Source organism: Porphyromonas uenonis 60-3, from assembly GCF_000174775.1.
GTDB lineage: Bacteria > Bacteroidota > Bacteroidia > Bacteroidales > Porphyromonadaceae > Porphyromonas > Porphyromonas uenonis_A.
In genome coordinates this window covers 1-516 of record NZ_ACLR01000145.1, presented here as the reverse complement: position 1 = coordinate 516, position 516 = coordinate 1, and the positions used below count along the sequence as shown (strand labels likewise).

The following is a 516-nucleotide window of genomic DNA, read 5'->3' as shown; positions in this document are numbered from 1 at the left end:
CTTTGACCTCAAAGGACTCATCTTCCATAGCGACCGAGGCTGTCAATACGTCTCCAAGCAGATGACCGACTACGAGGCCAGCCTAGGCATCGTAACCAGCGTTACCCAGACCGGCAACCCTCTCCACAACGCTATGGCTGAGCGACTTAACGGAATCATCAAGAACGACTGGCTCTACAACTTCGAGGATAAGCCCATAGATCAAGTTCGGGAGATCCTCTCGCAAACGATTGCTCTCTATAACACAGCGCGTCCTCATCGAGCCCTCAACAAGAAGACTCCGATGCAGATGCTCATACCAGATTACCCCAACCCTCTAACCACACAACCGCCTAAGAACCAGATATCTAAAAACGATTCACCAACAGCTCCGAGCCTCAAAACTCCGAGCCCATGCCGCCCAACTCCCAACAAAGAGCTATCTTTGTGTACCTCCGCAGTAAAGACGACCACAAGTCGTGTACCCCAGCAGGAGCAAAACTAACAGATGAGTACACTCACAGGAATAACAAAAAT

General features: G+C 50.4%; 1 protein-coding gene. It reads left to right on the top strand.

The features are described from left to right. Window positions 1-484, top strand: a 484-nt coding sequence (locus tag PORUE0001_RS09820; RefSeq protein ID WP_007365394.1) for an integrase core domain-containing protein, incomplete at its 5' end; no start/stop codon positions are given. Window positions 485-516: the final 32 nt, after the last annotated feature.